The following is a 383-nucleotide window of genomic DNA, read 5'->3' on the forward strand; positions in this document are numbered from 1 at the left end:
GATCATGGAAAGCGGAAAGGTGAATGTCCTTGCATTCATCGGTTCGAGTAAAGTGGCCAATGGCCTGAAAAAGCTTCATCCGAAGGTTAATCGTTTACGTGCGATTTTAAGCTTAGATGCTAAAAATGCGGCAATCGTTACTAAAAATGCCAATCTTGATGTGGCGGTAAGCGAATGTATTTTAGGATCGCTATCATTTAATGGTCAGCGCTGTACGGCACTGAAGCTGATCTTTGTTCAGAAAGAAGTAGCGGAAGAATTTACCCAAAAGCTGACGGCTGCAGTTGCTGCTATGAAACCAGGACTTCCGTGGGAAAAAGATGTAAAGATTACGCCGCTTCCTGAAGTCAATAAACCTCCTTATTTAAAGGAAGGTATAGAAG

1 protein-coding gene is annotated in these 383 nt (G+C 42.6%); it reads left to right on the forward strand.

The genetic code is table 11. From position 1 onward, the window contains the following. Positions 1–19: 19 nt before the first annotated feature. Positions 20–383 (forward strand): aldehyde dehydrogenase family protein (locus ACPYOJ_RS34750; RefSeq protein WP_481420287.1); only part of this gene is annotated, 364 nt, incomplete at its 3' end.

It is taken from the genome of Rhizobium sp. SVR5-9E (assembly GCF_056755095.1).